We start from the raw sequence: 22,156 nt of genomic DNA, 5'->3' as shown, positions 1-22,156 counted from the left end.
GGGGACAGCCCTACCAACGTAATGGGAGTGAACCGGGGTCGGCGGGGCGTTATGCTGTGCGGAGCAGGACCCACGACACGGGGGTGAACGGTTTCGACTTTGTGCGTTGATTCAAGGGAAGCGTGCCGGTGCAGGCGAGAGACCACCGTAAGCGTCATCGCAAACCAATAAGCGCCGAGTCTAACGACCAGCGCGCGTTCGCCCTCGCCGCCTGAGGCTAGGAGCGACGCTGTCGGCCCGGGGGCGCCTCCGCTCCGGTCGCCGGCATCAGCTAGGAGGCTCACCGCCGTTCCCGGCCACGGGGAACGGTCGGGACACCCACAGTGGCTGGGCTCATCACGGTGACTTGTCCGCGTGATCACCGGGGCCGAGTAGAGATGTAGCGGACTGCGCACGGAGAAGCCTTGATGATGCGGCAGAGGACCCGGGTTCGATTCCCGGCACCTCCACTCGCTCGGGCGAGGTGGTCGACGGAGAGCGTCGACCACCTCGCCCGTCGTGTTCCTGCGGTGCAACTCCTCAGGCCGCGCCCGGCGGGCGTTGCCCCCCCGGACCCATCCGTGGGTGGTCGAGCCGGGTGGGTCAGCGGGTGGCCAGGTAGTGGGTGATCAGGGTGGCGACCAGGGTCGGGTCTTCCCGGGGTGCGGCGTGGGTGGCGTCCAGGTGGACCACCTCGATGTTCGGCGGCAGGGTCGCGACGTCGCGGGCCAAACCTTCCCGGTACTCCTCGAACAGGGGGTGGCCGGGCATCGGCTCGGTGGCCAGTGCCAGCAGCATGGGGCAGCGGAGGTCGCGGAAGACGTCGAAGCAGTCGAGGTCTTCGAGGGCCTGTTGCAGCTCGGGTTGGCCGTAGGCGCGGAACTGCTCGCGGAGCGCCGCGATCCTCGGTGCGACGGCGGTGGGGTTCAGGTAGCGCTGCGCTTGGGTCGGCACGCCGTGGCCGTCGATGTTGATCAGGGCCGGGCACTCGGGGTGCCGCCGGCCCCAGAGCGCGGCGATCATGCCGCCCATGGACATCCCCAGCACGGCGGGGTTGTCGGTGGCGTGCGGTTCGATCCGGTCCAGGACCGAGTCCCAGTCCCACGGGCCGGTCACCGACAGCGGCACGATGTCGTGCACGCCGTGCAGCGCCGTCACGATCGGGTCCCAGTCCGCGGGTGAACCGCCCGCGCCGTGCAGTGCCAGCACCTTCATGCGCCCAACCTCTTCCGCACCGAGGCGACGGTCACGCCGCCGCCGTCCGTGTTCCGCTCCAACTTCCCGCGTCGCACCAGGTCGTGGACGCCCTGCTTGGTGACGCCGAGCATCGCGCCGGCCACGGAGTACGAGACCGCTTGCGCGGCCGGGTGGCCCATCCGACGTGCCACGACCTGGCCGAGCGGTGTGCGCCACCAGTCGGCGGGCGGGTCGAACGGCGCGTCGCCGGGGTACAGGGCGCCGATGAGCCGTGCGATGGCGTGCACGGCCGCCGAGTCGTCGTCACCCCGCATGGTCGCGGCCATCCGCCGTGCCACCTCGTCGGCGCGCGACGGCAGGTCGCCGACGTCGTCGAAGAGGATCTCCAACGGGTCGAGCAACCGCGTGCGGATGATCGTGGCGATCTGTTCTGCGAGCACTCGCGCCACCTCCTTGACGGCTATCGTCAAGTACTTGACGCATTCCGTCAAGTGGCTAGCGGCGAGCCGGGCGGGCGGTCATCGGGTCCTCGGGCCAGCGGTGCTTCGGGTAGCGGCCCCGCAGCTCCGACCTGACCTGCGGGTACCCGGTCCGCCAGAACGACGCCAGGTCGCCCGTCACGGCGGTCGGGCGACCGGCCGGGGAGAGCAGGTGCAGGACGATCGGCACGCGGCCGTCGGCCAAGCGGGGCGTCTCGGTCCAGCCGAACACCTCCTGCACCTTCACCGGCAGCACCGGCCCGGACGCGGAGTAGTCCACCCGGATGCGTGAACCCGAAGGCACTTCGAGCCGGTCCGGGGCGAGTTCGTCGAACCGCGCGGCGGCGGGCCAGGGCAGGAGCCGGCGCACGACCTGCTCGCCGCTGATGCGGGCCAGGTCGGCCTTGCGGCGCGCGTCGCCCACGTCGACCACGGCGAGCAGCGCCTCGTCGTCCACCGAGGGCCACGGGTCGCCGATCACGCGGTGCAGGAAGGCCATCCGCTCACGCGTGCGCAGACCGTCCGCGTCCCACCGCAGGAGGCCGGCGCCCTCCGTCCGCAGGCCTTCCAGGAGGGCGGCGCGGATCGCCTCGCGGTCGTGCAGCGGCTTGCTGGACAACGTGATCGCGCCCAGCTTGCGCAGCCGGTTCGAGACCACGTCGCCGTCCCACCGGACGTCGTCCTCGGTGGTCAGCAGGGACGACGCTGCGGCCACGGCGAGTTCCTCGTCCGCCCGCGCGGCCGACCGGATGCGGCCGTGCGCGCGGCCCGCCTCGCGGTCGGCGACGGCCACGGCGAGCCACTCGGCGTCGGCCAGCCCGCTGCCCGGCGGCAGCTCCACCGCCGTGCCGCCGGCCATCAGGTACACCGGCGAGCCGGGGGAACGCCTGCGCGCCAGCCGTTCCGGGTAGGCGAGGGCGACCACCAGGGCAGGGTCGCTCGCACCGGAGCCCGTGCCGTCGACCATCGCGGCCAGGCGGCGGACCTCTCGCGGGTCGGCGTCACGGGTCGACAGCTCGACACCGGAGTTCGCCCGGTCGTCGTCCAGCAGCGCCACCACCTCGGCGGCCTTGCGCGCGCCCACGGCCGCCGCGCCGTCCAGCAACGCCCGCGCCAGCCGGGGGTGCAGGCCCAGGTCGGCCATCCGGCGGCCCCGATCGGTCGCGCCGCCGTTCGCGTCGAGAGCGCCCAGCGCGCGCAGCACCGAGCGGCCCGCGTCCAGCGCGCCCGGCGGTGGCGCGTCCCACCAACCGAGCCCTTCGCCGTCCGGCACGCCCCAGCAGGCCAGTTCGAGGGCCAGCCGGGTCAGGTCGGCGGTGCGGATCTCCGGCTCCGGGTAGCGCGGCAACGTGCTGTGCTCGTGCGCGGGCCAGCACCGGTAGACCTTGCCGGGCGCCTCACGTCCCGCCCGGCCCGCGCGCTGGTCGGCCACCGCCGCGCTGACCCGGACCGTGGCCAGGCCCGACAGCCCGCGCCGGTGGTCGACCCGCGGCACCCTCGACAGGCCGGAGTCCACGACCGCCCGCACACCCGGCACGGTCAGGCTCGACTCGGCGATCGCGGTGGCCAGCACGACCCGCCGCCTGGCTCCCGGTCGCAACGCGTCGTCCTGCGCGGTGGTGGCGAGGCGACCGTGCAGCGGCAGCACGTCCACGTCGCCGCCGACCAGCGCGGCGCACCGCCGGATCTCCGCCACGCCAGGCAGGAACGCCAGCACGTCACCATCCACTTCGGACAACGCCTGGCGGATCGCGCGGGCCGTCGTGGCCTCGACCCGTTCCCGGCGCGCCGGCGGGGTGTGCACGACGTCCACGGGGAACGTCCGCGCCTCGACCCGGATCACCGGCGCGTCGCCGAGCAGCTGGGCCAGCCGGTCGGCCGCCACGGTCGCGGACGTGGCCAGCAGCTTCAGGTCCGGCCGCAGCCCGGCGCGGGCGTCGAGCAGCAGCGCCAGCAGCAGGTCCGCGTCCAGGTGCCGCTCGTGGCACTCGTCCAGCAGCACCGTGCCGACGCCCGCCAGCTCCGGGTCGTGCTGCAACCGCCGCACCAGCAGACCGGAGGTGACCACCTCGATCCGGGTGTCCTTCGAGGTCCTGCGGTCGCCGCGCACCGAGTAGCCCACGGTCCGGCCGACCGGTTCGCCGAGCAGGCTCGCCATTCGCGCGGCGGCGGCACGGGCGGCCAGCCGGCGTGGTTCGGCCACGATCACCCGACCGTCCAGAGCCAGTGGCACCAACGTCGTCTTGCCGGTGCCGGGCGGCGCGACCAGGACCGCCGAGCCGTGCGCGGTCAGCGTCGCCGCGATCTCGCCGAGCAGCGGTCGGATCGGCAGGTTCGGCAGTTCCACGGCCCCAGTGTTGTGCCACTGTGGACCCATGGGGAAATGGGGTGTCCTCGGCGCGACGGTGGCCCTGGCCCGCGCGGCCGTGACGATCAAGGTGTGGCAGGAGGTCGAGCGGCTGCCCGCGGCGCAGGTCGACGACGGTCCCGTGACCGTCGTCGTGCCCGCGCGCGACGAGGAGCGTTCGATCGACCGGTGCCTCACCGGCCTGCGCAAACAGGACCACGCGAACCTGCGGATCGTCGTCGTGGACGACGCGTCGACCGACCGCACCGCCGAGATCGTGCGGCGGCACGCCGCGGAGGACCCGCGCGTGCGGCTGGTCAGCAGTTCCGGGCCGCCGTCCGGCTGGGCGGGCAAGGTGCACGCGCTGCACGTGGGCACCGCCGACGCCGACACCGACTGGCTGCTGTTCATGGACGCCGACACCGAGGCCGCGCCCGACCTGGTCGGCAGGCTGCTCGCGGGCGCCCGGCGCGACGACCTCGACCTGGTGTCCACGTCCGGGCGCGCGGGCGAGCCGAACCCCGGCTGGTGGCTGCTGCTGCCGCCGGTGAACCAGCTGCTGTTCGAGACGACGTCCGTGGACGGGCGGCGCGGCATGGCGCTGGCCGTCGGGCACTGCATCCTGGTCCGCCGCACGGCGTACGAACGGGCGGGCGGCTGGGCCGCCATCGCCGGGTCGCGCGCGGACGACGTCGGCTTCGCCACGCTGGTCCGCGACCACGGCGGTCGGACGCGGTACGTGGACGGCGCGGACTCGCTGACCACGACGGGACTGGACACGTTCGGCGACACGTGGGCGTCGATGCGCAAGAGCATGGTCGCCGGCACGTCCCTGTACGCCAAGGGGCCGGCCGGCGCGTTCCTGTCGCTCGGGTCGACCGGTCTCGCGCACATCGCGTACGGGGTCGTGCCGGTGGTGACGGCGTTGCGCGGGTCGAAGCCCGGGATGCTGGCCTGGCTCGGCCAGTCGCTCGCCGAGTGGATCTTCCTGCGGCGCAGCAGGCAGCCGCAGTCGGCGGCCGTGCTCGCGCCGCTGGCCTACGTCACGTTCGGCGCGATGTCGTTGGACGCGGCGTGGCGGGCGTTGCGCGGGACCACGAAGTGGAAGGGCCGGGACGTGCGAGGCTGACGTCGTGGTTGACCCGCTGCGCGATCCCGACGACCCCGAGCTGCTCGACCCGTACCGGGCCCGTGACCTGGCCGGGCTGGTGGAGACCACCCGGCTGGCCGCCGGCGCCGTCCGGTACGGCAAGGTCGGCCGCGTCGGCGTGGCCCAGGTCGTGGTGAACCGCGACAACCCGCTGCCCGGCGGCAACCACGCGTGCGGCGTGTACGGGTCGTCGGCGGAGGTCGCGGGCACGTTGATGCGGCTGGAGCAGACGTTCGCCGACGTGGGGCGGGCCGAGGCGGTGCTGTACGCCTCGCCGACCACGGTGGCCGAGATCGAGGGCATCGCCGACGACACCGGGTGGCACGCGGTGGAGGAGTCGTTGGCCGTCGTGCACCGGGGTGAGGTGCGGCGGTCGCCACTCGTGCGGCCGGCGCGGGACGGGGACCTCGAAGGGATCGCCGAACTGCTGGCCGACGACCTGGGCGTGGACGGGCCGAGGCTGCTGCGGCACCTGGGGCAGCGGCTGGACGACCCGCGGTGCGTGTTCGTGGTGGTCGACGACGGCGAGCGGATCGGCGGGTTCGCGTCCGGGTTCGGCGAGCGCCGGGTCGGGTTGGTCGAGCACGCGGTCGTGCGGCCGGCACGTCGTCGTCGCGGGTTGGGCAAGGCGCTGGTCGACGGCGTGGTGGCCGAGCTGCGCGAGGCGGGCGCGCTGCTGGTGGCCTCGCACGTGGCCGAGGGCGGCGCGGGGGAGCGGTTCGTGGAAGCTTGCGGCTTCGACGTTTGTTACCCCGTGACGGCGTATGCGCGCAGAGTCGACGAGCTGCTCGATTGAGTATTTAGTTGCCGTACCGCATATCCTTAGCACAGCTAACGGAGATCGGAAGGGGCGCACAGTGCTGGGGACCGGGTCCGACGTGAAGGTCAAGCCCCGGCTACCCGGCGAGGTGTGGGTGCTCGTCGTGGCGAGCTTCATCATCGCCCTCGGGTTCGGGATCGTGGCGCCCGTCCTGCCCGCGTACGCCAAGAGCTTCGACGTCGGCACGTTCGCCGTGTCCGCCGTGGTCAGCTCGTTCGCCCTGGTCAGGCTCCTGTTCGCACCGATGAGCGGTCGGCTGGTCAACCGGTTCGGCGAGACGTGGGTCTACGTCGTCGGCATCCTCATCGTCGCGGTCGGCACCGGCGCGTGCGGCTTCGCCACCGCGTACTGGCAGCTCATCGTGTTCCGGTCGTTCGCGGGCATCGGGTCGACCATGTTCACCGTGGCCGCCGTGGGCCTGCTGATCCGGATCACGCCCGCGCCGATGCGCGGCCGGGCGTCCGGGCTGTGGGCGACCGGGTTCCTGCTCGGCAACATCGGCGGCCCGATCGTCGGCGCGGCGCTCGTGGAGATCTCGATCCAGGTGCCGTTCGTCACCTACGCGGCGGCGCTCGTGGTGGCCGCGGTCTTCGTGTGGTGGTTCCTGCGCCGGTCCACGCTCGCCGCGACGTTGGACAAGTCGGTCGAGCAGGAGTCGATGCCCGTGCGCGCGGCCGTGCGGCTGTCGGCGTACCGGGCGGCGTTGGCGTCGGGGTTCGCCAACGGCTGGGCCGTGTTCGGCGTGCGGATCTCGTTGGTGCCGCTGTTCGTGGTGGAGGCGCTGCACAGCACGCCCGCCATCGCCGGCATCTCGTTGTCGGTGTTCGCGGCCGGCAACGCCGCCGTGCTGATGATCTCCGGGAAGCTGTCGGACTCGATCGGTCGCAAGCCCGTCGCCATCGCGGGGCTCGCGGTGTCCGCGGTGGGCACGGTGTGGCTCGGGTTCAGTGTCGGCGTGCCGATGTTCATGGTCGCGTCCTTGGTGGCGGGCGTCGGCGCCGGTCTGCTCAACCCGCCGCAGAACGCCGTCGTGGCCGACGTGATCGGGTCGAAGGCCAAGGGCGGGCCGGTGCTGGCGGCGTTCCAGATGGTCGCCGACTGCGGCGCGATCGTCGGGCCGCTGCTCGCCGGCGTGCTGGTGGACCAGTTCTCGTACCAGGCGGCGTTCACCCTGACGGGTGCGATGGCCGCGGTGGCGCTGGTGTTCTGGCTGTTCTCGCCCGAGACGCTGCCTCGGGAGGAGGATACGCACGTCGCGTCGGACGTGGCCGGGGAGGCGGGGTGCCTGGACGAGGGGCCCGAGGTGCCGGTGGGCGAGCGCGTCGCGGGTCGTCCGCGTCAGCCGGACGCGTGAGCGCTCAGGTTCTGCTCAGCATCTCTCGGTAGCCTGCGGGCCGGGTTGTGACCGGGAGGGCAGTGCGGTGGGTGGCGCGGAGCGCAACGCTCGGAAGAAGAAGCAGCAGCAGCGGGCGACCAAAGCGGTGGTCGCGGCGCGTGGTACGTCCGGCGACCGGACCAAGGTCATCATCGGGGTCGTGGTCGTCGTGGTGCTGGCCGTGGCCGTGATCGGCGGGGTCATCTGGTCGTCGTCCGACTCGGGTTCGGACGACTCGCTGGCCAACCCGCCCGCGGTCACCGGAGTGTCCGCGCCGATCGTCCGCGAGGCCGGCGCGGTGGTGGTCGGCAAGGACGACGCGAAGGTCACCCTCGACCTGTACGAGGACTTCCTCTGCCCCGCGTGCGGCGCCTTCAAGAAGGCGTACGGCGAGCAGATCAAGCAGGAGATCGAGGCGGGCAAGCTCAGGGTCCGCTACCACGCCCTGCCGTTCCTGAACCGGCTCTCGGACCCCGAGGGCTACTCGCGTGATTCGGCGAACGCGGCGTTGTGCGCGGCCGATGAGGGCAAGTTCTGGGAGTACCACGAGACGTTGTTCCTCCGTCAGCCCGAGGAAGGTGGTCCGGGGCACACCAAGGAGGAGCTGGTGAAGCTCGGCACGGACCTCGGGATCACCGGTGACGCGTTCAAGCAGTGTGTCGAGAGCGGTGCCCACGAGCAGGCCGCGCAGGCCGAGCTGGACGCCGTGCGGGCGACGGGCAAGTTCGAAGGCACCCCCACCGTGATGAGGGATGGTCAGGTCGTCAAGTGGGACGACGGCGACTGGCTGACCAACCTGCTCAAGTAGGCCTGTCACACCCCCGCCCAGCAGCCCGGACGTCGTGTGGCACCCCCCGATTTCGTCCCTGCGGGTGCTGTGTTGTACGGTATTGCCACACGAGAACGGCGGCCCCAACCGCCGGGAAACGTGCGGGCAAGGGGCTGTGGCGCAGCTGGTAGCGCATCACACTGGCAGTGTGAGGGTCAGGGGTTCGAGTCCCCTCAGCTCCACAACTTAATGTAGGACCGGATTCGCCCGCTGACCTGCGGTAATGCAGGTAGCGGGCGATCTTGCTTTTGCGTCCACTGTGGACTGCGGTGGTCGGGCTGGAGCAAATCTGGAGCAAGCGGTCGCTCCGCACGAAATGTTGTCAGGCGTGTGCTCCAAGTCTCACCAATCTAGCTGGGTGGATCTGCCCGGGACTTTTCGGTCGCCGTGGCTGCAGTCAATGTTCGATACCGGAGTCTCCTGCGCTGACATGACACGACCACTCCTGAACGACCGCGGCCTCGCGGTGGCGTGCGCACTGGTTCTCGCGACCGTCCTCGGGATCGCGGCGCTCGGCTTCGCCCAGATCGCGTCGACCCACCAGTGGTGCGAGAGCGATGCAGCGGGACAACTGGCGTCGACCCGGGCGGTGGCCGAGTTGCGTCTCGACGCAACACCGGCCGTCGTCTGTCGAAGCGGTGAGGTGACCGTGGAGCTGCCGATCGCACCGGCTGTCGCCATCGTGGTGTTCGCTGTGATCGGCATGGCGATCAGCCTCGTCACGGTCGTCATCACCGCGCGGCGTGTTCGTGCTGCCCAACGACGTTGACAGCAAGAACAGCCGCTTCGGGGGCCACTCAGTGATCCCATTGGGGTGGATCTGCTCAGTGACTTTTCGGCTGCCGTAGCAGCCGTCAACGCCCAGTTCCGGTGAAGCCCTCCGCAACCGATCCGGACGACCGTCAGCGGGCATGTGGTGCCATTTTTGCCCTAGAAGATGTCGGTTCACTCCTGCACCAGGTGCTGTCGCCGAGGTCGGCGACAGCACCGTCTCAGCTCTCGGTCTTCCGGCTGGCTTCCGCCAACTTCAGCTTCAGCCATTCCGGGGTGTTCTCCTCGGACCTGGGAAGTGCTCGTAGTCCAACGCGTAGGTGTCTGGCGTCAACGGCGGGGTGAACACCGGCTCACCGTCGTAGTCGTACTCGGACCTGGTAGCGACCGGGCGATTGGATCGTCATGCGTGCTGTGAACCACGCGCCCTTGCCGTCGATGTACATGCCTTCGCGCAATTTGCCGAACAGGCGCAGTGCGCGGGTAGGCGGCGCCAGTCGGGCCTGTTCCCCGCCTTCCGTGGTGCAGAGGAAAGTGGAGGTGTCGACGGCTACGGTGGAGCGGAACGACAACTCCAGTTCCCGCCAGCCCTGCGGCGCCGCCGACAGCAGGACGCCACCGGCGTCGCGGAGCAGTCCTTCCTGCTCGACCGGGTTCAACTGGTTGGGCATGCGCTTCCTTCGTCTACTCGATCAGCGCACGCGCGGTGGCACGTTCTTGTAGACCAGGGGGTCCGTGGGAACGCCGTCGACCCAGCATTGCGCCGCGATGTAGTCAGGTACCTTCCCGCCGGTCGTGAGGTAGTCCATCTCGACCTGAACGGTGAGCTTCGGTGGCGGGGTGCGGCTGAGGATGTCTCCCCAGTGCAAGGCGCACGATCACGATGGGGGGTGGATCGACGAATCCGCATGTCGAACCGGATGGAGTTCAACCATTTGAGGCGGAGTTCTTCTCCTGGTCGAGCATGGTTCGCAACCAGTCCGGGGTGTGTTCGGGCGATCGGGGGAAGTAGTCGAAATCGACCCAGTACGCACTGGGTTGCAAAGGCGGATCGAAGGGGGGCTCATTGTCGTAGTCGAAGTCGATTACGTACTTGCCGGGTCGCAGGACCTTCATCCTCGCGGTGAACCACGACCCCTTGTCTGCTTCCCGCATGGCTGCGCGGAGATCGTGCAGGTCATCGACAGCCTTTCCCGGCACAGAGGGGTACGCTACCTCTCCGGACGTCCTGGTGACCTGGAGGGTCGCCCCGTCGACCGCGACCGTGGACGTGAATTCCAGGCTTATCTCCTGCCAGTCCGAAGGAGCGGCGTCCACTAGTGAGAGGGCCACCTCGCGCAACACCTGGTCACGCTCGTCCGGGCCGATCGGAACGGTCTCGCTCACCGCAACTCCCCGCGTGTTCGGCACTGGTCCGGCTGATTCCGCAGGATACATCGTCACCTCAACCTGGGCGGGACGTTGCGGTAAATCAGGGTCTTGGGTTGCATGCCGTCGACCCGGTACTCGACGGTGATCTTGTTCGGTGCCTTGCCGCCCGGTGGATAGTCCACCGCCACGGACACGGACAGCTTCGGCGGCGGGTCGCTGCTGCGGAGGATGGAGACGAACTTGTCCTCCAGCGCGCGGTAGTTGCTGACGAAATGGCTACCACCCTGGTGACGGTTGAGGCTTTCGAGCATCGGCACCATGTTGATGTACTCGCCCGGCCCGTCGAACTGGGTGCCGAACAGATGCCCGCCGTCCCAGCCGACGTCCTCGTACAAGACGGCCTCGTGGTGCTCGGGTGGGCGGCCGTGCTCGTCCTGGAAGCGCTCGATGGTCTCCCTGTTGTGTTCGCGGTACTCGTCACGCCCTTCGTGCCCAACGGGCGCCTGGTCGGGACTGCGGCGGTGGTCATCGGAGCCGCTGAGCACCAGATCGCCTTCGGCGCGGCTCGTCTGCCCGTTGGCATCGGTGGTGAAGTGGTACTCACTACCGTGGTGGCCGGTGATGTGGTAGGTGACGTTGGGAAGAGGTTGCCGGGCATCCGGCCGCCAGTCACCTTTCTGGCCCGCGGTGGTGTGCACTTCTTTGATCCGGCCGTTTTCGTCCGTGATGAACGTGCCGCGGTCGCGACCGGCCCGGTCGGTGACCTCGTAGGCCGTGTTGGGCTCCAACCGGCTGAGGCTGCCGTCGGCTTCGCGCCCGAAGGGGCGGGTTTTCGGCGGTGCGTCGGGGTCGTCGCGGCCGATCCTGACTGGTTCGGAGGGCTCCGGCGCGGTCCGCGAGGTGTCTGCCGGCGTCCCGTCGCCACGCCCGGTGCCGTTCGGGTCGAGCGATCCGGTGACCCTGTCGCCCCCGGTGTTCGCGTCGTTTGGGGTGCGGGTGTCGGTCGGCGTGGTGTCGGGGTCGCGGGTGAACGATCCCTCGATGCTGTCGGGCACTCGGGGGCGGTCGTGGACGTTCGGGGAGTCGACAGGCGGCAGGTCGACGGTCCCGGTGCCCCGGCCGGGTCCGGGCATCTCGACGTCGAAGCGGTGTCCGCCGACCGGCGCGTCACCGGCGATGGCGAGGACCGGCCCGATGGTCGGGATCTGGATGTTGAACCGCTGTGCCGCGCGGGTGGCCAGCTCGCCCACGGTGGGGAGGTTGTCCAGGAACTGGCCCGCGCGGATGAGGCCCGCGCTGACCCTGGTCGCCACAGCGCCGCCCCGGACGGCCTGCACCGCGGTCCCGGTGCCTCGCAGCGCGGCGCCCGCGCCCTTCGTGCCGACGACCGCGGACACGATGTTGAACGTGGCGGTACCGGCCGCCCTGGCGTTGTCCTGGCCCCACTGGTCGTACGCGATGAGGCTCTTGCCCGCGTTCAGCAGCAGGTTGCCCATGGCGCCGCGGTCGAAGCCCGGGATGCCGAAGGTCTGGTCGAGCATCGCACCGCCTGGTGCGATGTAGACGCCGACGGCCAAGGCGAACGTGCCGACGCCCTTCCAGGCGTTGCCCGCGGTGCCCCAGCTCCACTCGCCGGTCGTCGGGTCGCGACCGATGAGGGCCCCGAGGTCGCCGAGCATGGTCATGAAGCTTTCGCCGACACCGGAGAAGAAAGCTCCCACATCGCCGAGGAAACCGCGGTCGTGCTCTTCCGCGGTGCCCCACGGCAATTCCTTCGCGGCCTTCAACTGGTCGGCGGTGTAGCCGTACTCACCGGCGTCCGCTCGTCCGTCGCCGTTCTCGGCCCGGTACTGCGTCCCCCCGTAGAGCGCGTTGATGGTGTTGGCGCACCTGCGCTGCGCTTCGAAGAACGCCGCGACCTGGACGCTGATGTCGTCGCGCAACTTGTTGTGCCGGTCGACCTTGCCCTCGTCCTCGCGCCAATCCTCGTCGCCCTGTACCGAGTCCACGAACGCGATCGCCTGCGCGCGCAGGGTGGCGAGTTGGGCCTTGATCTGCCGGACCTCGGCGGCGTAGGTGTTCAGCGCGGCGCCGACGGCGCGGACGTCCTCACCGACGGAGGCCGCGATCGCCTGCACGGGGGCGGTGGCCGCGAGCAGCTGCCCGGACTCCGGCGCCCGGTAGACGCCGGCCAGTCCTTGCCAGGTGCTGTTGACCTGCTGCCCAGTGTTCGCGAAGTCGGTGCCCGCACGGGTGATCGCCGTGGCGTGCCCGACCAAGGCGTCCATGTCGCCGGGGATCTGCGGGATCTCAGCTGGGTTGATCATCGCGGTCCGCTCCCGCCGCGCGGCATGGTGGTCCGTGGGTCGGGTGCGGCGGTCGCGGACGCCTGGGCGTTCGCCGCCATCTCCAGGTCTCCCTGGAGGTAGGCGTTGGTCGCCTGCGCGGCTCCGTTGAGGCACGCGCCGGTCCGGGTGAAGACGAACCGGATGTCGCGCATCTTCGCCTCGGCGAAGCCCGCGATGGCCCCGGCGACGATCTCCGAGCTGGACTGGGCGCTCGCGCCCTGCAGCGCCGAGTTGAGGCTCGTCATCTCCCGCTCGAAGTCAGCGGCCACGGACTGGGTCCTGGCCAGCACACCCCGTACCCCGTCGGGAGAGATGTCCCACTTGCTCACGGTTGCAGTCCCCCTGCGACTCGATCCAACAGGCGCTCTGGGTCAGCCGATGCCCTGCACCGCCGACCGGGCGCGGGTCAGCGCTGTCCCCGCCGTCTCGTCGTTGCGGGTCATGGTGGTCTTGACCAGCTCGATGATCTGGCGGACCTCCCCCGCGGCGCGGTTCCACCGGTCCTCGACCACGCGGTACTCGTCGGACACGCCGTCGGCCTGGAAGTCGGCCATAGCGGCCGTGACGTCGGCGCTGCGGCGGCCGATCGTGGCCTCGAGGCGTGCGATGATGCCGGCGAGGTCGCCCTGAACCTGCTGCGACACCCCGGTGTCGAAGCTCCTGCGGTCCATCGTCATCTGTTGTCCCCTCCCGTCAGCGGTTGCCGGAGAACCGGGCGGCGTCGAAGTTGGCGGACGACTGCGCCGAGGCGGCGTTGTCGGCCATCTCGGTGTCACCCTGGCCGAACGCGGTGTCCATGCCGCCCTGCCCGCCGAGGATGGCGTTGAGCGCGCCGTTGAGCTCGGCGGTGATCGTGTCGGCGTTGGCCTTGAACGCGTCGAACCTCTGGCGACCAGCGCCGTTGAAGACGCCTTGGAGTGGCTCCGCGGCGGCGATGAGCTGTCGGATCAGCGACCCCAGGTCTTCCGACGCCCCTTGCGTCTGGCGCGTCAGGTTCGTGAGCGCCTGCGCGCCCATGTCGAACTTCATCACTCACTCCTCTCGGACCCGACCAGCGGAGAACTCGCGCGGTGGTCCGCGATCGGTTCGATCCACCCGCGCTCGGCGGGGGTCGTCGAAGTGCCTGTGGTGCACAGGCTACTTGTCGATCGGTTCTGCATCAGGCGAACCGGAGAATCGTCATGCGATACACCCGTTCGGCGGAGCGTGAACAACTGTAAGCAAATAGAGGGATCCTCTTGAAGATTTCCTCGAGCAAGTCCGGCTATAGCGGATGGGGGTTATAGCCGCAATCATGCGGATTCGGTGAAGGTGTCTATATCATCCCCGGTCGACGGGCTCGGGAAGGCCGAAGTGGTGGAGCACGGCGGTGAGCACTTCGTACGGGGCCTGCCGGCCACCGCTCAGCAGGCACCAGCACGCGGGTCGCTCCGGTGACCCGGTCAGCCGCACCGCGACCGCCGGAGCGTCGCGGGCGTGTTCCGCCCCCCGCTCACCGACCGCTTCGTGACCCACGAGGATGCCGTACGGGAGCGCCGGCGGGCTCGGTGCCGCCGGGCGCAAGCCGTTCACCCGGCGGGGGTGGACGGCGACCAGCGCGGTGCGTGCGGTCGGGGCCAACCGGTCGACGAGGTCGTCGATGCCGTCCCGGCTCACGGTTCCGCTCGCCGGGCCACTGACCTGGAGCCGCTCCAGGACCCCCGAGTCCACGCGTTCCACCCTCAGCACCCCCAGCGCCCCGTCCCCCACGACGACCAGGCTGGTCGGCGAGGGAGCGCGGTCGCGGCAGTGCGCGGTGATCTCCCGGGGCGACCAGGGTTGGGTGGCAGGCTCCGCCACCCCCCAGCCCCGCGGGCCGTTCCCTGTCAACGACCGCATCACGGCGTCCGCCGCACCCCCCAGCTCCAACGCGCCGTCCGCCGGGTACCGGGTCACGACGTGCACCTCGATACCGCCGTGCCCGGCCGATACCGGCTCGACTGCCGGCACGGGCGAATCGGGGACCTGGGCGAACCTGGCACCGGTCCACGCCATGGGGGCGCCCGTGAACCCGTCGCGGAAGCCGTTGCCGTCGCGCACGACCCAGTGGCTGCCTCCCTGGCCGAACATCAGTTCCAGCGGGTACGTGACGTGGCTCCGGGACGGCGTCAGCACCTGGAGGAACCGGCCGCCGGTCACGGTCTCGACGGCCGCGTCGGCGAGCCACCCCGACAGACCGACCACTCGCCGGTCCTGCTCCACGACGAGCGCCTCGGCGGTCGAGCGGTCGGCCGCCGGGTGCCAGTTCACCGGCTCGACCACGACACACCTCCGGTCGACGCCAGCAGGGCCCGGGTGAACCGGCGAGCCGCCTCCTCGGCCACGGGGTCGTTGCCCGGGGCGCGGCTCTCCACCCACCAGGCCGGGTGGGGCACGTCGTCGCCGTGCACGCCGAGCAACCGGTGGACCTCACCGGGAACCTGCACCAGTCGGGCGGTTTCGATGGTGAGCAGCAGGCGTCCCCCAGGGTGGTACAGCTGGACCAGCCGGGCATGGCTCACGGTGTCCACGCGCAGGTCGGGCCCCGCCGCCAGCATGGCGGCGATCACGGTGCCAGGGCTCGGGTTGTCCCGGCACAGGGCCACGATGTCGAACGTCACGGCATTTCCTCCTGTAGCCCCAGGTAGGCGGTCTGCACCGAACGCGCCTGGTCGCCCGACCGGATGAGTTGCGCCCGACCGGCGGGTAGCACCGAGGGGCGCACGCCGTAGAGCAACCGCCCCTCACTCGGATCACCGGACATCAACAGCCCCAGGCACCCGGACTCGTGCACGCCGAGGGTGAACGGCTCGTACAGGCCGCGGGACGCCCCGGTCACCCGTCGGCTCATGACGACGTGCAACCCGATGTCGCGGCCCGCTGCCAGGTACCGGGTGAATGCGCCGAGCGGCTGGGCGCCCGACGCGGAGAGGACGTCGTAGTCGTCGACGAGCAGCACGACCCGCACCGCCGGTCCGGCCGGGCCCGAGTCGCGCTTGGCGAGTTCCTGGCACACGGCCGCGGTCAGCTCGAGCGCCCTTGAGGCGTTGGTCGCCCGTCCTCCGACGTACTGCTCCGGCACGACGCCGTCGAGGGCGCCGCGGGGGTCGAAGACCGCGAACACCAGTTCCGCGCTGCTGTGCTGCCTGATCAGGGTGTCGGCGACGAGGCGGACGAGGTTGGTCTTGCCGGCACCGGCGTCACCCAGCACGAGCAGGTGCTGGTCACGGCCGAACAGGTCCAGCACGACCGGGCTGTGGTCGTGTTCGAACAGACCGAGCGCGACCGTCCCCGGTTTCGTGGCGGCTCCGGCGAGATCGGCTGCTGGCAGCACCGCAGGCAGCACGCGCACCGGTGGTGGCAGGAAGCCCGTCCACGCGCCGCGCACCAGGGTGGACGCCTCCGCCAAGCCCGAACTCGTGGGGTCCGCCACCGAGTCGAGCCGCGGCAGGGCGATCTGGACCTGCCGCTTGTCCCCGGTCAGCGCCCGACCGGGCTGCGTGGTGGGAAGGCGGCGAGCGGCCTTGCCGTCGATGCTCGACTCGGCGGGGTCGGGCAGCCGCAGTTCGACCCGGTTGGCGAACGCGTTCTGCTGCGCGTTGCGGACCTCGTTCCAGCGCCGCGCCGTGGCCACGACGTGGATGCCGTAGCGGCCACCGCGCGCGAGCAGGTCGTGCACCCTGCCTTCGAGTTCCTCGAACTCAGCGAAGAGCTGGCCGTAGCCGTCCAGCAGGAACACCACCTCGGTGCAGGTGGGCCCGTCATCGGCGCCCCGCAGGCGGGCGGTCCGCAGGTCCTCCACCGTGTCGAACTGGTGGCGGGCGAACAACCGCTCGCGTTCGGCGAGCATGACGTGCACCTCGTCGACGGTGCGGCGGATGCGCTCCCGGTCGTCGCGGCCTGCGACGCCGCCGACATGTGGCAGGTTCGCCAGGGGCCGCAGACCGTTGCCGAGCAGGTCCACGCCGTAGATCCCGACGTCGGTAGGGCGGTGTGCGGTGGCCAGGCCCAGCGCGACGGTGCGCAACGCGGTCGACTTCCCCATGCCCGGTCCACCGAGGACGAGCAGGTTCCCGCCGTTGGCCGACAGGTCCACCTGCCAGGGGCCCTGCCACTGCCTGGTCGGGTCGTCCAGCAGTCCGAGCGGCACCCGCAGACGGGGCTCCGCGGATCCGGCCACCCGCAGGCGCACACCTTGCGGCGTCACGTCGACACCGCCACCGACCTGGTCGAGGGTGACGGCGCCGGGCAGCGGCGGTAGCCAGATGGCCGGTACTCGTGAGCCGGCCCCGGCCAGTTGGTCGACCACGGTGGACAGCAGGGTCGGACCACTTCCGCGTCGGGTTGCCCGTGATGTCGAGGGTCGCTTCGCGTCGCCCCGCCGTTGCGCTCCGCCGAACCGCGGCATCGGTTTGACCAGCGGCCCGATGAGGGGTGCCAGTTCGGGTTCGGAGCCGTCGGACAACGGCCCCGAGACATACGCGGCCTTGAACTTCTCGTAGACGGTCACATCGACCTTGAGGTAGCCGATGCCCGGCAACGAGGGCAGGTAGAAGGCGTCCGGGGTGTCCAGGACGGTGCGCGACTCCAGTTCGCTCAGCGTCCGGAGACCGATCCGGTAGGCCAGGTAGGACTCCAGGCCGCGCAGCTTGCCCTGCTCCACCCGCTGGCTAGACAGCAGCAGGTGCACGCCGATCGACCGGCCGATGCGCCCGATGCGCAGGAACAGGTCGACGAACTCCGGCTTGGCCGTCAGCAACTCGCCGAACTCGTCGATGAGCACCAGCAGGTGCGGCAACGGCGGCATGTCGTCCGTAGCGCCCAGCTCCTCGCGTCGCAGGCGGTACTCGGTGATGTCGTTGAGCTTCCCAGCGTCGGCGAGCACCTGCTGGCGGCGCTGCACCTCCCCGTCGAGGCTTTCGTAAGCCCGTTCGACCAGGGTCTCGTCACTCACCAGGTTGGTGATCAACCCGGCCACGTGCGGCAACCCGGTGAACGGGGCGAAGGTGGCACCGCCCTTGTAGTCCACCAGCACCAGGGACAACTGCTCGGGGGAGTGCGTGACCGCCAGCGCCAGCACGAGCGTGCGCAGCAGCTCGCTCTTGCCCGACCCGGTCGCACCCACGCACAGGCCGTGCGGTCCCATGCCGAGTTGCGCGGATTCCTTCAGGTCCAGCAGCACAGGCCTCCCCGCCGTGTCGACGCCGAGCGGGACCCGCAGGAAGTCGCGTTCGCCCCGTGGCCGCCACAGCGACCCGATGTCCAGTCGCGTCGGATCCGGTACGCCGAGCAGCTCGGTGAAATCGGCGGGCGGGGTTCCGGTGCCGTCGTCGTAGGAGTCGGCGGACAGGCGCAGCGGGGCAAGTTCGCGCGTCAGGCCTTCGACGAGCGCCGGCGGCGCGTCGTCCGCCGTTCCCCGCACGGTGACCGGCGGCTCCGCCAGCAGGTCTTCGACCACCAACGAGCGACCGTCGGCGGTGACCCGGCTGGACACCTCTCCCGGCTCGTGGAGCCGGTCGGCGACCAGGTGGACGACGGTGACGCCGAGCGCCGCCAGACCCGTCGCCTGGTCCGGCACCGGAAGCGTCCTCGACACGTGCCCGAACGCGTCATCGATGACCAGCAGCCGCGACCTTGTGCGGGCGTTCTCCGTCCCTCCACCGTGGCGGTACGCCTGGGCAGCCCGGTCGGACCGCTCGGCGAGGTCGTCGGCGAGCAGGGCGGTCAACGTCTCAGGCACGGTCACCAACAGCGGCGTCGGACCCGCCGGTCCGATGTCGGTGCGGTCCAGCAGGTGCGGGAGCCAGCGTGCCCATGCCCAGTCGGCCTCGTGCTCGGCCGAGGTGATGATCGCGACCGTCAGGTCGTCGGGCGCGTGGAAGGCCGCGGCTTGGACGAGCAGCGCGCGAGCCACGGCGAGCGTGTCCTCCCGGCGCTCGCCCACCACGCTGACGTCGCCTGCCCGGTCGAGCCCGACGCGCAGCGGAAGACCGGGAGTCGTGCCGAAACGGCGGATCAGCGCCTGCGCTTGGCGGCGCATGAACGGGTCCGGGCGGTTGGCCGACGAGCCTTGCTCCCTCATCTGCACCGAACGCACCGGCAACGCGCCGGTACCCAGCCGAACCCGCAGGAAGTCGACATCGGCGCGCCTGCGCTCCCACAGCCGCGCCGGGTCGCGGACCACACCGAGCAGGTGAGCGGCGGGCGGGTCGAGGAGGACGGCGCGGTCACGCAGCAGTTGTTCGTGCTCTCGCAGTTGCTCGCGGAGTTCTTCCAAGTAGTCGAGGTAGTGCTCGCGCTGCGTCCGGCGCTTGCGGGTGGCCTGTCCCCGCTGGGTGAAGTAGAAGACACCCGCGGCGCCGAGGGCCACGACCATCACCACCGCTCCCAGTGCGGCGAATCCCGAGCCGCGCAGGAACATCATCATGGTCATCGCCGCCCCGGCCCCGACCATCGGGATCAGGCTCTGGACGCCCGATGCGGTCTTGCCGTCCGGCAGCGCCGGAGGCTCGTCCACCACCTGCGGGTCCTCTGCGGTCAGGGGCCGGACCGCCCTGGTGGGCCGGTGCACCACGCGCGTGGTCATGTCACCTCCTACAGTTGCCGTGCGCGGGCCAGCGCGCTGCCCGCCAAGCGGGTCGCCTCGACCATGGTCCGTTCCCCGACCCAGGACGCCGTCACCACGGCGCCCGCGGCCAGGTGGCGGTCGTGGGGCAACGTCACCACCGGTACGCCCATGCCGGCGAACGCGGCGGTCACCGCGTCCACCCGCAGCGCGGCCAAGCCGTCCGGAGTGATCGTGTTCAAGGCCACCACGGTGCGCGCCAGCACGGACGGGCCGCGCGTTGCGGCGAGCCGCGCCAGGCCCGAGCGGGTGTCCCGCACCGCGCTCGGGTTCGCGGCACTGGTCACCACGACGGCGTGGGCCTCGTCGAGCACCGCCGCTGTGGCCGGTGACGCAACGCCGCCCGCGCAATCCGTGACGCACACGGCGAACAGCCGGGACAACGACCTGGTGACATCCCGGCACAACTGCGGCTGCACTGGCGCACCGCCGGGCAACAGCCACGGACCGGCCGGGATGCGGGGTAACAGCCGATCCATCGTGCGCAGGTCGCCACCCCGGGCGTTGAGGAGTCGCGGGGCGAGCGCGGTGAGCGTCGGCAGGTTGGCGAAGCCGAACCGCCACGGCAGTGGGCCGCCGTCGGGGTCGGCGTCGGCGAGCAGCACCGGCTCCTGACGGCGGGCGGCGAGCACCAGCGCAAGCAGGGCCGCCACCGTCGACCTACCCGCGCCGCCGTGCATGGACACCACCGCTAACCGACGACCCGTGGTCAGCGGTATGCGCGCCGCGTCGGCCAACTCGGCTAGTTCCCTGGTGGCGCGGGTACCCCGTCCCGTCGAGCCGGCGGTTCGCCACACCCGGCGAAGGGGCGAATCACCACGTCGGACGCGGCGAACCAACTGCGTCGCAGGTGGTGATTGTGGAGGCGGTGCCTGTGGGGGCTGCGGAGGCACCGGGGGTGTGAAGACCGGCGGGGAAACCGGTGGCACGGGGACCGGCGGAGGCACCGGGGGGTGGAAACCGCGGTTCGGCTGTGCTGGTGTGGACATCGCGTCACCCGTTCAGAACGTACTGAGGAGCCGCGCGTACATGTCGAACTCGCCGACGGCGACCGGCACGACCGCGATCACCACGAGGGCTTCCAACCGGTCAGCGAACTGACGTGCCCGCGCACGTGCGTGGGGCGATGGGGCGTAGCCGACCACAACCAGGCACAGCAGGAGCACCACCGTCATCGATGCCGTACCGCCCCACCACCAGTCCGGTCGCTCGTTCACCCAACGCGTCACCAAGAAGCCGAGCACCACCAGCGCCCCGATGACCAAGGCGACCACTTCGGCGGTCAACGGGAAGGCGCGCAGGCGCAGCAGGATGACGATGACCAGCAGGCCAGCGAGGACGACCGCCCACGTGCCACCGGTCCACGCGAGCAGCGCACCGGCGACGGCCGAGGACACGGCCACCGCCACGCAGGCGAGGGCCAAGCCGCGGTGCGCCGCGTCCACCGCGGCCTCTGCGGAGGAGCGGGAGACGGTCTCCTCGGCGGCGAGCCGGTCGTCCAACTTCGTTAACCCGGACGACATCACGGCGATTCGGGGGAGCAACCCCAACCCACCGACAGCGACGACGGTCATCATCACCGCGACCCGATCGGCAGGGAGGCCGGCGGCGAACAGCGCGGACCACAGCGTGAGCAGGGCGATGGCGGTGCCGCTCCCGAACAGCCCTGCCCGTCGGCGCCCGGCAGCCAGGCCCAGCAGCGCCACCACAGCGCTGATCACCAGCGTCCAGAGCCCGCTCCGCAGCAGCCAGTTCGCGGTCAACCCCGGGACGACCGCCACCACCGAGGCCGCACCGCCCAGCACCAGCGCGACACCGACCGCTCGACCGGTGGGCAGCGCGAGCACGAAACCGCCGCTGACGACCGTGAGCCCGGCGAGCGCCAAGAGCCACGGAGGCACCTGCGCACCGGCCAGCACCACCGCGGCCACGGCCGCTGTCATGCCGACACAGGTCGCGGTCCACCTCCGCGCCCGATCACCCCACCGCCCCGGCCGTCGGGCGAGGTCGTCGGCGACCGCGTCGGGGACGTCGTACACGATCGCGGCGGGCGGTGCCTCGGTCAACGGGTCCACGCGCAGCAACGTGCCGTCGGCGATGCCGGCTGCCCGCAGGCTGGTGACCGGGTCGAGCGCGGAACCGTCCACGGTGCTCACCTGGAAGCCGTGCGGCCGACCGCTCGGGCCGTAGCCAAGCATGGCGGCGACCTCCGGTAACAGCACCCCGAGTGGTTCGTCCGACGGCAGCACCACGTCGACGCGACGTGCGGATCCGACGAGGGTCACCCTGGTGAGCCGGCCCGTGGGCGCTGACGCCGTCATCGCGACACGGTGACGTTCGTGGCGGTTCCACCGCGCTCCTGAAGGGCGTCCTTCACGAAGGACCACCCGACGCAGCCGGCGCAGGCCACCGTGGCCAGGACGAAGCTGATCGCCATGAACTTCAGGTTGTCCGAAGTCGCGCGGACGCGCTTGTCCCATCCCCAGAGGAGGGACTCGCGCAGCCGAACGCGACGTACGGCAACCGATTCCAGCAACTGCGCGTCGTACTCCCGTGCCACCACGTCATGTTATCGACCGGACGCCTCGGTCAGGGTCGGATCAGGTGATGTTCTGCGTCAAAAGGCGGTAGTGCTACCCGGAGTCGGATAACGTGCGATTCTACGGTCACTGTTCGTCCGTTCGGGTGGTCGATACGTATAGAAGAGGTTGTGTGAATTACGCACTGCTATCGACGGTCGGTCGTTGGCTGGGCCGTCGTCCACGACCGCCGGCCCCGCGTGCCGACGTCGCTGACCGCGTCGTTCGCCACGCTCGCTCTCGTGAGCCGGATCGATTGTCGAACGTG

The 22,156-nt window shown here is 70.9% G+C and carries 20 protein-coding genes, 1 tRNA gene and 1 other RNA gene; 7 read left to right on the top strand and 15 right to left on the bottom strand.

Annotation, left to right across the window (positions count from 1 at the left end; translation table 11 throughout):
* The first annotated feature begins 79 nt into the window (after window positions 1-79).
* Window positions 80-452: a transfer-messenger RNA gene (gene ssrA, locus AB0H12_RS31390) on the top strand.
* A 130-nt stretch (window positions 453-582) separates the two neighbouring features.
* On the opposite strand, the gene AB0H12_RS31385 is transcribed toward ssrA, so the two are convergent.
* The 3 genes from AB0H12_RS31385 to hrpB are packed head-to-tail and all read right to left on the bottom strand — an operon-like array spanning window position 583 to window position 4,002.
* Window positions 583-1,194, bottom strand: a complete 612-nt coding sequence (locus AB0H12_RS31385) for an alpha/beta fold hydrolase (protein ID WP_499627867.1) — start codon at window positions 1,192-1,194, stop codon at window positions 583-585.
* Window positions 1,191-1,616, bottom strand: coding sequence for a hypothetical protein (locus AB0H12_RS31380; RefSeq protein WP_499627866.1), 426 nt, complete (start codon window positions 1,614-1,616; stop codon window positions 1,191-1,193). Before AB0H12_RS31380 ends, AB0H12_RS31385 begins: the two co-directional genes overlap by 4 nt.
* A gap of 55 nt (window positions 1,617-1,671) precedes the next feature.
* Window positions 1,672-4,002: an ATP-dependent helicase HrpB gene (gene hrpB / locus AB0H12_RS31375; RefSeq protein ID WP_499627864.1), complete on the bottom strand. Its 2,331-nt coding sequence runs from the start codon at window positions 4,000-4,002 to the stop codon at window positions 1,672-1,674.
* A gap of 28 nt (window positions 4,003-4,030) precedes the next feature.
* On the opposite strand from hrpB, the gene AB0H12_RS31370 reads away from it, so the two are divergent.
* The 6 genes from AB0H12_RS31370 (at window position 4,031) to AB0H12_RS31345 (ending at window position 8,945) form a co-directional block, all read left to right on the top strand.
* Window positions 4,031-5,131, top strand: a complete 1,101-nt coding sequence (locus AB0H12_RS31370; RefSeq protein WP_499627861.1) for a glycosyltransferase family 2 protein — start codon at window positions 4,031-4,033, stop codon at window positions 5,129-5,131.
* A 4-nt stretch (window positions 5,132-5,135) separates the two neighbouring features.
* Window positions 5,136-5,948 (top strand): GNAT family N-acetyltransferase, encoded by an 813-nt coding sequence (locus AB0H12_RS31365; protein ID WP_499627859.1) that lies wholly within the window; start codon window positions 5,136-5,138, stop codon window positions 5,946-5,948.
* Window positions 5,949-6,009: 61 nt separating this feature from the next.
* Window positions 6,010-7,326 carry an MFS transporter gene (locus tag AB0H12_RS31360; RefSeq protein ID WP_499627857.1) on the top strand — a complete coding sequence of 439 codons (1,317 nt, stop codon included), beginning with the start codon at window positions 6,010-6,012 and terminating at the stop codon, window positions 7,324-7,326.
* 67 nt (window positions 7,327-7,393) lie between these two features.
* A complete protein-coding gene (locus AB0H12_RS31355; protein ID WP_499627856.1) occupies window positions 7,394-8,155 on the top strand; it encodes a DsbA family protein in 762 nt (253 codons plus the stop codon).
* A gap of 130 nt (window positions 8,156-8,285) precedes the next feature.
* A tRNA-Ala gene (locus tag AB0H12_RS31350) sits at window positions 8,286-8,358 on the top strand.
* A gap of 248 nt (window positions 8,359-8,606) precedes the next feature.
* A complete protein-coding gene (locus AB0H12_RS31345) occupies window positions 8,607-8,945 on the top strand; it encodes a hypothetical protein (RefSeq protein WP_499627853.1) in 339 nt (112 codons plus the stop codon).
* 355 nt (window positions 8,946-9,300) lie between these two features.
* On the opposite strand, the gene AB0H12_RS31340 is transcribed toward AB0H12_RS31345, so the two are convergent.
* The 12 genes from AB0H12_RS31340 to AB0H12_RS31285 form a co-directional block, all read right to left on the bottom strand.
* Window positions 9,301-9,618: a hypothetical protein gene (locus tag AB0H12_RS31340; RefSeq protein ID WP_499627851.1), complete on the bottom strand. Its 318-nt coding sequence runs from the start codon at window positions 9,616-9,618 to the stop codon at window positions 9,301-9,303.
* Window positions 9,619-9,874: 256 nt separating this feature from the next.
* Window positions 9,875-10,333, bottom strand: a complete 459-nt coding sequence (locus AB0H12_RS31335; protein WP_499627849.1) for a hypothetical protein — start codon at window positions 10,331-10,333, stop codon at window positions 9,875-9,877.
* 53 nt (window positions 10,334-10,386) lie between these two features.
* Complete coding sequence (locus AB0H12_RS31330; protein WP_499627847.1) at window positions 10,387-12,645, bottom strand: DNA/RNA non-specific endonuclease; 2,259 nt, start codon at window positions 12,643-12,645, stop codon at window positions 10,387-10,389.
* The gene (locus tag AB0H12_RS31325) at window positions 12,642-12,995 is read right to left on the bottom strand and encodes a DUF6507 family protein (RefSeq protein WP_499627846.1); all 354 of its coding nucleotides are present in this window, start codon (window positions 12,993-12,995) and stop codon (window positions 12,642-12,644) included. The genes AB0H12_RS31330 and AB0H12_RS31325 overlap by 4 nt, the downstream gene beginning before the upstream one ends.
* Before the next feature lie 42 nt (window positions 12,996-13,037).
* Complete coding sequence (locus AB0H12_RS31320) at window positions 13,038-13,343, bottom strand: pore-forming ESAT-6 family protein (RefSeq protein WP_499627844.1); 306 nt, start codon at window positions 13,341-13,343, stop codon at window positions 13,038-13,040.
* Between the two features lie 16 nt (window positions 13,344-13,359).
* Window positions 13,360-13,695, bottom strand: a complete 336-nt coding sequence (locus AB0H12_RS31315) for a hypothetical protein (protein WP_499627842.1) — start codon at window positions 13,693-13,695, stop codon at window positions 13,360-13,362.
* Between the two features lie 291 nt (window positions 13,696-13,986).
* Complete coding sequence (locus tag AB0H12_RS31310) at window positions 13,987-14,967, bottom strand: DUF6177 family protein (RefSeq protein ID WP_499627840.1); 981 nt, start codon at window positions 14,965-14,967, stop codon at window positions 13,987-13,989.
* Entirely contained in the window at window positions 14,952-15,305 is a 354-nt protein-coding gene (locus AB0H12_RS31305) for a hypothetical protein (RefSeq protein WP_499627838.1), read from the bottom strand. The genes AB0H12_RS31310 and AB0H12_RS31305 overlap by 16 nt, the downstream gene beginning before the upstream one ends.
* Window positions 15,302-19,270: a type VII secretion protein EccCa gene (gene eccCa / locus AB0H12_RS31300; RefSeq protein ID WP_499627836.1), complete on the bottom strand. Its 3,969-nt coding sequence runs from the start codon at window positions 19,268-19,270 to the stop codon at window positions 15,302-15,304. Before eccCa ends, AB0H12_RS31305 begins: the two co-directional genes overlap by 4 nt.
* 8 nt (window positions 19,271-19,278) lie before the next feature.
* The gene (locus tag AB0H12_RS31295) at window positions 19,279-19,962 is read right to left on the bottom strand and encodes a MinD/ParA family ATP-binding protein (RefSeq protein ID WP_499627835.1); all 684 of its coding nucleotides are present in this window, start codon (window positions 19,960-19,962) and stop codon (window positions 19,279-19,281) included.
* A gap of 348 nt (window positions 19,963-20,310) precedes the next feature.
* The gene (locus tag AB0H12_RS31290; protein ID WP_499627834.1) at window positions 20,311-21,630 is read right to left on the bottom strand and encodes an EsaB/YukD family protein; all 1,320 of its coding nucleotides are present in this window, start codon (window positions 21,628-21,630) and stop codon (window positions 20,311-20,313) included.
* Window positions 21,627-21,869: a hypothetical protein gene (locus AB0H12_RS31285; protein WP_499627832.1), complete on the bottom strand. Its 243-nt coding sequence runs from the start codon at window positions 21,867-21,869 to the stop codon at window positions 21,627-21,629. Before AB0H12_RS31285 ends, AB0H12_RS31290 begins: the two co-directional genes overlap by 4 nt.
* Between the last annotated feature and the right edge of the window lie 287 nt (window positions 21,870-22,156).

This window comes from Actinosynnema sp. NPDC023794, assembly GCF_040639675.1.
Taxonomy (GTDB): Bacteria; Actinomycetota; Actinomycetes; order Mycobacteriales; family Pseudonocardiaceae; genus Actinosynnema; species Actinosynnema luteola.
This window is presented reverse-complemented; position numbering and strand designations above follow the sequence as displayed.

Bases quoted from the DNA above. Each gene is read 5' to 3' on its own strand.
- AB0H12_RS31385 (WP_499627867.1), bottom strand. From the start codon at position 1,194: ATGAAGGTGCTGGCACTGCACGGCGCGGGCGGTTCACCCGCGGACTGG.
- AB0H12_RS31370 (WP_499627861.1), top strand. From the start codon at position 4,031: ATGGGGAAATGGGGTGTCCTCGGCGCGACGGTGGCCCTGGCCCGCGCG.
- AB0H12_RS31345 (WP_499627853.1), top strand. From the start codon at position 8,607: ATGACACGACCACTCCTGAACGACCGCGGCCTCGCGGTGGCGTGCGCA.
- AB0H12_RS31340 (WP_499627851.1), bottom strand. From the start codon at position 9,618: ATGCCCAACCAGTTGAACCCGGTCGAGCAGGAAGGACTGCTCCGCGAC.
- AB0H12_RS31330 (WP_499627847.1), bottom strand. From the start codon at position 12,645: ATGATCAACCCAGCTGAGATCCCGCAGATCCCCGGCGACATGGACGCC.
- AB0H12_RS31320 (WP_499627844.1), bottom strand. From the start codon at position 13,343: ATGACGATGGACCGCAGGAGCTTCGACACCGGGGTGTCGCAGCAGGTT.
- AB0H12_RS31315 (WP_499627842.1), bottom strand. From the start codon at position 13,695: ATGAAGTTCGACATGGGCGCGCAGGCGCTCACGAACCTGACGCGCCAG.
- eccCa (WP_499627836.1), bottom strand. From the start codon at position 19,270: ATGACCACGCGCGTGGTGCACCGGCCCACCAGGGCGGTCCGGCCCCTG.
- AB0H12_RS31290 (WP_499627834.1), bottom strand. From the start codon at position 21,630: ATGACGGCGTCAGCGCCCACGGGCCGGCTCACCAGGGTGACCCTCGTC.